Annotated in this window: 9 protein-coding genes; 4 read left to right on the top strand and 5 right to left on the bottom strand. The window is 63.9% G+C overall.

Translation table 11 applies throughout. The features are described from left to right. The 3 genes from GJE22_RS10330 to GJE22_RS09095 all read left to right on the top strand — a co-directional run. Positions 1 to 85: IS3 family transposase (locus GJE22_RS10330; protein ID WP_407923528.1), on the top strand; the 85-nt coding region annotated here is incomplete at its 5' end. Positions 86 to 212: 127 nt separating this feature from the next. Next, positions 213 to 896, top strand: a complete 684-nt coding sequence (locus GJE22_RS09100) for a hypothetical protein (protein ID WP_144687997.1) — start codon at positions 213 to 215, stop codon at positions 894 to 896. Positions 897 to 997: 101 nt separating this feature from the next. After that, the gene (locus tag GJE22_RS09095) at positions 998 to 1,321 is read left to right on the top strand and encodes a TFIIB-type zinc ribbon-containing protein (RefSeq protein WP_144687996.1); all 324 of its coding nucleotides are present in this window, start codon (positions 998 to 1,000) and stop codon (positions 1,319 to 1,321) included. A gap of 63 nt (positions 1,322 to 1,384) precedes the next feature. Here GJE22_RS09095 and GJE22_RS09090 read toward each other — a convergent pair whose 3' ends face one another. The 3 genes from GJE22_RS09090 to GJE22_RS09080 all read right to left on the bottom strand — a co-directional run bounded on the left by GJE22_RS09090 (position 1,385) and on the right by GJE22_RS09080 (position 4,108). Then, positions 1,385 to 2,098, bottom strand: coding sequence for a DNA alkylation repair protein (locus GJE22_RS09090; protein WP_144687995.1), 714 nt, complete (start codon positions 2,096 to 2,098; stop codon positions 1,385 to 1,387). Between the two features lie 258 nt (positions 2,099 to 2,356). Beyond that, positions 2,357 to 3,151: an ABC transporter ATP-binding protein gene (locus GJE22_RS09085; RefSeq protein WP_144687994.1), complete on the bottom strand. Its 795-nt coding sequence runs from the start codon at positions 3,149 to 3,151 to the stop codon at positions 2,357 to 2,359. Between the two features lie 3 nt (positions 3,152 to 3,154). After that, positions 3,155 to 4,108: an ABC transporter permease gene (locus tag GJE22_RS09080; protein WP_144687993.1), complete on the bottom strand. Its 954-nt coding sequence runs from the start codon at positions 4,106 to 4,108 to the stop codon at positions 3,155 to 3,157. 478 nt (positions 4,109 to 4,586) lie between these two features. Between GJE22_RS09080 and GJE22_RS09075 the strand changes: the two genes are divergently transcribed. After that, complete coding sequence (locus GJE22_RS09075; RefSeq protein ID WP_144687992.1) at positions 4,587 to 4,922, top strand: helix-turn-helix domain-containing protein; 336 nt, start codon at positions 4,587 to 4,589, stop codon at positions 4,920 to 4,922. 258 nt (positions 4,923 to 5,180) lie between these two features. On the opposite strand, the gene GJE22_RS09070 is transcribed toward GJE22_RS09075, so the two are convergent. Together GJE22_RS09070 and GJE22_RS09065 are read right to left on the bottom strand one after the other, a co-directional pair. Beyond that, complete coding sequence (locus tag GJE22_RS09070) at positions 5,181 to 6,203, bottom strand: ABC transporter substrate-binding protein (protein ID WP_144687991.1); 1,023 nt, start codon at positions 6,201 to 6,203, stop codon at positions 5,181 to 5,183. Positions 6,204 to 6,260: 57 nt separating this feature from the next. Next, positions 6,261 to 7,265: an ABC transporter substrate-binding protein gene (locus GJE22_RS09065; protein ID WP_144687990.1), complete on the bottom strand. Its 1,005-nt coding sequence runs from the start codon at positions 7,263 to 7,265 to the stop codon at positions 6,261 to 6,263. Between the last annotated feature and the right edge of the window lie 33 nt (positions 7,266 to 7,298).

Raw genomic sequence — 7,298 nt, 5'->3', positions numbered from 1 at the left:
TTGGAACCACGTGAGGCGCCAGAAGAAGCTGGGCGGGCTGACCCCGGTGGAGTTCCGGGAGCGGGCCCTCCGGGAGGCGGCTTAGGGGTTATCATTTAGCGCGTCCAAGTTTTGGGGCGCAGTTCAGTCCGCCTTGCGGGGTATTCTCGAAATGCCCTGCTAGGCGGCTTTGCATTGGTATCGCTGCGGAGGGCGTGTTGAGGGAGGGGCACATGGACGACACCAAGGTCGATTGGACGAAGCAAATCGATATGCCGGCGCCCGCGCCTGCACCGGCCGATGCCAGCCATGCTGGGGCGGAGCAGCTCGGCTCGGGACCGTCGGGCGAGGACCGCGTGGCGCAGCTCGAGCGAAGCTGCCGCCGCATGCGCGTGCTCATGGGGGTGCTGGCAGGCGTTGTCGTTGTGCTCGCCGCGGCGACCATCGCTATGGGGATCTTCTTGTCCTCAAAGATTGATGAGCAGGAGAGCGCGATCGTTGCGCTCGAACAAGCACAGGAGAGCGCGGACGAATCGGATGCCGGCTCTCTTGAGAACGAGGCGGAATCACAGGACGGGGGCGGCGTCTTTGGGTCTATCGGCTCTGGGGCCCAAAGCGGCTCTGGCGGCGGTTCCTCGTCCAGCTCGATAGAGGGCGAGGAGGATGAGCCCGGTGTGTACGATGCGGATGGCAACCGCGTTACCGCTGCCGACCTCACGGGAATCATCAACGAGAAATGGTCGAACGCGCTGCGGATTCTCGAATCGTACGGCATCGACCCCAACGACCTCGTTATCGTGACCGACGACGGCGGAGCGGTGTTCGATGCCGGCAACTGGACGGTGACCATGGTTGCCGACCTCGACGACAGCGGCCAGATTGCCGTGTACCTGCGCCACGATATCGATTGGTTCTAATTGCCTGCGCATCCGAACGTTCAGCGTCGGGGCTTATGGGTATAAACCTGCCATGTGTTCATGCGGCCACGTGTGCCGAGCGACCCATGGAGGAACGCCCGATGAAATGCCCCGTTTGCAAAGATGTGACCCTGCTCATGAGCGAGAAGAACGGCGTAGAGATCGATTATTGTCCCGAGTGCCGTGGCATTTGGCTCGATAGGGGCGAGCTCGACAAGATTATCGATCGCGCCCGCGACGCGCGCGACGGGTATCGCGAGAGCGAGCGGCAGGAGTATCGTCGCGAAGAGCGGCGGGATGACCGGCGCGAAGATCGCTATGACGAGCGCTACGACGAGCGCGCCCGCTACGACAAGAAGAGCAAGAAGAAGCAGAGCCCGCTTTCTGCTCTGGGCGACATCATGGAGATTTTCGGCGGCGAATAGGTTTTGCGACGAGCGTGATGGCGAGGGTGCCCCTCGCGTTTTGTGCACGCCGCGGGCCCGGCGCTACACCTTGAGCGACTGCAGATAGGCTTTCTGCTCAGGGCTCATGCGACGCGACTCGCGCGCCTTCTGCAGCGATTTATTATGCGTCCAAGGATCGAGCATCGGCTCGCCTTGGGCGCTTCTTTGTTCGAAGAGGGGGAGCGTGGCCTCGGGCTGCTTGATCAGGGCGTACGAGAAGTACCAGGCACGCGCCATGTTGATGTAGTATTCGGGCCGCTCGATTGCGGCGACCCACGTGAGCTGTTCGGGCTCGAACGCGTCGCCCAGGAAGAGCTCCATGAGCTGCGTCACGCCGAATCTCACGACGTATTCCGTATGCGATCCTGTGGCCTGCATCCAAGCTCGCAGCTGTACGAGGGCGGCGGGCAGATCGCGCTTGAACGCGGGCACGCGTATGAGGTCGCTGGTGGCCCAGTTATCGACGTGCGGCAAGAACCGGTCAAGCAAATCGATGGCTTCGCTCGGCGTCTGCGCTGCCATGCCGATGAGCAGGCCGTGAAGATTCATCTCGTCATAGGTTTCATGGGGGAGGGGTTCATCAAGAAAAGCCTTCGCCTCCGCAGGCCGGTCCTTCCAGAGCGTGCGGGCGAAGCGACGCAGCTCCGGTGTGCGCACGCCCAGGATGCTTTCCGGCTCGACGGTCGGCACCAGCTTGGCCTGGAACTCCCGATATGTAGGATCCGCAATGATGGCAAGTTCGTTCCGCATGCTCATGGTGCCTCCTGGCGAAGCTGCGGCGAGGATGGTCGGGTCTCGCCGAATCGTTGATACGGCCAGTATAAGATTGTCGGGCACTTTTTGTACGGTCCGTACGCTGGAGTGGAAGTTCGAGCTTCGGATGTGCCGGAGGAGCAATCGCGGCCTGAGCGAATTGCGTGCTGAGGATGAACTGGCAGAACGTGCCCTAGAACGAAATATCGGGGCGAAGCCTCAGCCTCGCCCCGATATTCTCCGACAGTTCGTTCAGCGCGCCTAGTTCAGCAGCATGCGGTCGTTGGCAAGCTCGCCGCCCGAAACTTCCTCGAATTTTTGTAGCAGGTCGGCCACGGTGAGCGCTGCCTTCTCGGCACCGGAGACATCGTAGATGATGCGCCCCTCGTGCATCATGATGAGACGGTTGCCCAAGCGGATGGCATCGTTCATGTTGTGCGTCACCATGAGCGTGGTGAGATGGTGCTCGCCAACGATCTTCTCGGTGAGGTCGAGCACCTTGGCTGCCGTCTTGGGGTCGAGCGCCGCCGTGTGCTCGTCGAGCAGCAGCAGCTTGGGGTCGGTAAGTGTTGCCATGAGCAGCGTAAGCGCTTGGCGCTGCCCGCCCGAGAGCAGGCCCACCTTGGCGGTCAGGCGCTTTTCGAGCCCGAGCCCCAGTTCGCGCAGGCGCTCGGCGTACTCATCTTTCTCGGATCGCGTGACGCCCCAGGCGAGGGTACGCGTCTTGCCGCGTCGCTTGGCCATGGCAAGGTTCTCGATGATCTGCATGTCGGCAGCGGTTCCCATCATGGGGTCCTGAAACACGCGGCCGAGGTACTTTGCGCGCGCGGGCTCAGAGAGGCGCGAGATGTTCAGCCCGTCGAGCGTGATCGTTCCCGCATCGATGGGGTATACGCCCGCGATCATGTTCATGAGCGTCGACTTGCCGGCGCCGTTGCCGCCGATGACGGTCACAAAATCGCCTGCATCGAGGTGAAGGTCAACGTTCACGAGCGCGCGCTTCTCGTTGATGGTCCCAGCGTTGAAGGTCTTGCACACACCGTTGAGCGTCAGCATGCGCTATCGCCCCCCTTCGGAGTCGGTGGCAGGGGTCGCGGGCGTTGCTTTCGCGGAGCGCGCGTAGGCGCGGCGCAGCTGGTATTTCTCCCACACCACGGGGATGCAAAGCGCGAGCGCGACGATAACGGCCGAGATGAGTTTCATGTCGTTCGCGTCCATGCCGAGCTGCAGCACGATTGCGCGGATGAGGAAGTACACCACGGAGCCAACGACAGCGGCGGAAAGACGGCTGCCGAAGGAGCGGAGCTTGCCGGGAGTGAGGCGACCGAGCACCTCGCCGATCACGATGGCGGCAAGGCCGATTACGATGGCGCCGGTGCCCATGCCGATATCAGCGTAACCCTGGCTCTCGCAAATGAGGCCGCCGGAGAGCCCCACGAGGCCGTTCGAAAGGGTGAGCGCGATCATCTTGGTGACCTTCGTGTCGACGCCGAGCGCGCGCACCATTGCCTCGTTGTTTCCGGTTGCGCGGCAGGCAGAGCCGATTTCGGTGCCAAAGAACCAGTAGAGCGCCACGATGATCAAGACGGCGAAGATGAGCCCCACGATGATGGAGGCGACGTTTTGCGGGAGGCCGGTGGCGTCGGTGACACTCGAGAACAGCGTGTCCACGCGAAGGAGCGGCGTGTTGGACTTGCCCATGATGCGCAGGTTCACCGACCACAGCGCGATCTGGGTGAGAATGCCGGCGAGGATGGCGGGAATCTCGAAGACCGTGTGGAGGAATCCCGTTACCGCTCCGGCGAGCATGCCGGCGAGCATGGCAGCGAAGATGGCGAGCACCGGGTCCACGCCGCTCACCACGAGCACCGCGCATACGCTGCCGCCGAGCGCGAAGCTGCCGTCGACGGTGAGGTCGGCGATGTCGAGTAGCTTATAGGTGATAAAGACGCCGAGCACCATGACGCCCCAGAGAATGCCTTGCGAGACGGCACCAAGCATGGCGAGTCCCATAGCAGCCCCTCTCTTCCGTAAGGCAACGAACCCCGGCGAGCGAACCCGCCGGGGCCGATGCAAGAAATCCTGCATAAATAACGCCAAAAGTGTATCACGCCCCGCTGCGAACGCCACGGACCGGCGCGTCTGTAATGGAGTGGTAATCAAGCAGCCAAGGGGTGCGGACCACGTGATCGGCGGCATGTGCCGCTCGGGGCCGTTTCGGGGAACGGTGGTCGGCAGAAGCTGCCAGCCGGAGGTTTTCGCATAAAGGAAGCTGGAGAGACGCGGCAGGGCCTCCAGAGGGAACGGATGCGCGGGAGACTGGGGACGATGGGCGGCACCATGCCGCCGGTCGCTGGAAACAGGCAGGCGGGCTTTCGCGCGACGCTCCCGATGGACGCCCATGCGACCGTTCCGACGGCAGGCATTTCAAAAGGTAAGCGGCTGTGCCCGCGCTTGCAGGCGACGGGGCAGCATGAAAAAGGAGAGGTGTATGGAACGCAACGAGGAGGCTTTGAGCCCGCTCGACGGCATTAGCGTGAGCATCAACAAGCGGCATGCCTTCGTGCATGAGCGCGTGCTTGAGTACATCGTGCGGGAGACCAACCAAGCAGGCGGCGTGATATTCAATAAAAAGGAGATGGCAAGCTGGTTGGGGTGCTGCCCACGATCGCTCGACCGTGCGGTGCACCGCCTGCGCGAACAGGGGCTCGTGGAGTCGCAGCCGCAGTTCATGCCGAATGGCGCCCAAGGCGGCAACAGGTATCGCGCGACGGAGGTTGGTAAGAAGCACGCGGAGGCCTGGAGGCGGCTCGCGGGCACCGTTTAGCCCGAGCGCTGCTTTATCTCAGCGGGGAACGCGGCGTTGTTCGGTTGGCACTTTTGCCTGGACGGCACATGGGCGGTCTTGTCTTGCTCGCCCCATTTCGCCTCGTCCCATTTCGACTCAGAGGGCGGCGGCGTTGTCTGCCAACTCCATTTCGCATGAACGAAAACGGGCTCCGTCCTCTTGAACGGAGCCCGCATTGTACGTAGCGCTACGCTTGCTGCCCGGCATGTGAGGCCGGGCGTTGGGTCTCGAGGCGCCTTACGCCTCAGCGCTCACGTCTGTGCCGCCGTCGCTGGCAAGGCTCGAGACGTCCACGCCGATCTCGTCGGCGGTCTGCTGGTTGTAAACCAGGTCGCACTCATCGGCGCCCATGGTTTCTACCGGCATGGTCGCCGGGTCTGCGCCCTCGGTGAGGATCTGCACGGCCATCTCGCCCGCGCGATAACCGAGCTCTTCGTAGTTGATCGAAACGGATGCAAGGCCGCCGTTCTCGACCATGCCCACCTCGCCGCAAATGGTGGGGATGCCCGCCTCGTTCGTAGTGGCGGATACCTGCGACATGGCGGCCGCCACGGTGTTGTCGGTGGGGGCGTACACGGCGTCAACCTGGCCGACCATGGTCTCCACGACGGTCTGGAGCTCGTTGGTGGAGGAGAACGAGTAGCGCTCGTGGCCGATCCTGAGCCCATCGAGCTCCTCTTCGGCCATCTGGATCTGGATCTCGGAGTTGCTCTCGGCGGTGCAGTAGAGCAGGCCCACCTGCGCGGCGTCCGGCACGAGCTGGGTGAGCAGGGCGATCTGGTCGGCGACCGGGTTCATATCCGAAGTTCCGGTGAGGTTGCCGCCCGGCGCGTCGTTCGACTCCACGAGCCCGGACTCGGCGAAGTCGGTGATGGCGGTGCCCACGATGGGGATCTCGGTCGTGGCGTTCAGGCAGGCCTGCGCGGCCGGGGTCGCGATGGCGAGGATGAGGTCCACGCCGTCGTTCACGAACGTGGACGCGATGGTGGTGCAGGCGGACTGCTCGTTGTTGGCGTTTTGCTGGTCCGCCTCGTAGGAGATACCCGATTCGTCGAGGGCACGGATGAAGCCCTCGTTCGCCGCGTCGAGGGCGGAGTGCTGCGTGAGCTGCAGGACGCCGATGCGGTAGGTGGTTCCGCTGCTTGCGGCAGATCCGGAGGCTGCGTTATCGCTGCAGCCAGCGATGCCGAGGCCGCCGAGCGCGACGGCGGTGCCGGCGAGGCCCTTTGCGAAGGTGCGACGGGAAATTGCGGACTTCATGGTTCTTCTCCTTTACGTCGGAGGCAGCGGGGTTCACTGCCAGGGCTGCGAGACGCGTTAGACGATTTCGGGGGCATCGAGCACAGAGAGGTCGACGCTGCAGGCATCGGCCGAGGCCTGGTTGGCGATGAGCGTGCAGTCCTCGGCCTCCAGATACTCGATCGGCATGGTCGCCGGGTCTGCGCCCTCGGTGAGAATCTGCACGGCCATCTCGCCCGCGCGATAACCGAGGTCGCGGTAGTTGATGCTGTACGAGGCGGTGCCGCCGTCTTCGACCATGGTGTCGCAGCCCACGATGGTGGGAATGCCCGCGGCGTCGGCGGTCGAGGCGACCTGCGCCATGGCGGCCGCCACGGTGTTGTCGGTGGGGGCGTACACGGCGTCAACCTGGCCGACCATGGTCTCCACGACGGTCTGGAGCTCGTTGGTGGAGGAGAACGAGTAGCGCTCGTGGCCTAGGCCCGCATCGTCCAGGGCCTCTTCTGCCATTTGGATCTGGATCTCGGAGTTGCTCTCGGCGGTGCAGTAGAGCAGGCCCACCTGCGCCGCATCCGGCACGAGCTGGGTGAGCAGGGAGATCTGGTCGGCGACGGGCGTCATATCGGAGGAGCCGGTGAGGTTCCCGCCCGGAGCGTCGTTCGACTCCACGAGCCCGGACTCTGCGAAGTCGGTGATGGCGGTGCCCACGATGGGGATCTCGGTCGTGGCGTTCAGGCAGGCCTGGGCTGCGGGCGTGCCGATGGCCAGGATGAGGTCGACGCCGTCGTTCGCGAAGGTCGAGGCGATGGTGGTGCAGGTCGACTGCTCGTTGTTGGCGTTCTGCTGGTCCGCCTCGTAGGAGATGCCGGCATCGTCAAGAGCGGCGATGAATCCCTCGTTCGAAGCATCGAGCGCGGCATGCTGCGTGAGCTGCAGGACGCCGATCCTGTAGGTGCCCGAGCTGCTCGCGCTGCCGGCCGAGCCTCCGCCAGAGGTGTCGTTGGCGCAGGCGGCAAGTGAGAGCGAGCCAGCAGCGGCGAGCGAGGCGATGAGGCCGCGGCGCGAGATGGTAGTCCGTTCCATTGTTCCTCCAAAAATCAGCCGAAGGCAGTTCCC

The sequence above is a fragment of the Enorma shizhengliae genome, from assembly GCF_009676995.1.
GTDB classification, from domain to species: domain Bacteria; phylum Actinomycetota; class Coriobacteriia; order Coriobacteriales; family Coriobacteriaceae; genus Enorma; species Enorma massiliensis.
This window is presented reverse-complemented; position numbering and strand designations above follow the sequence as displayed.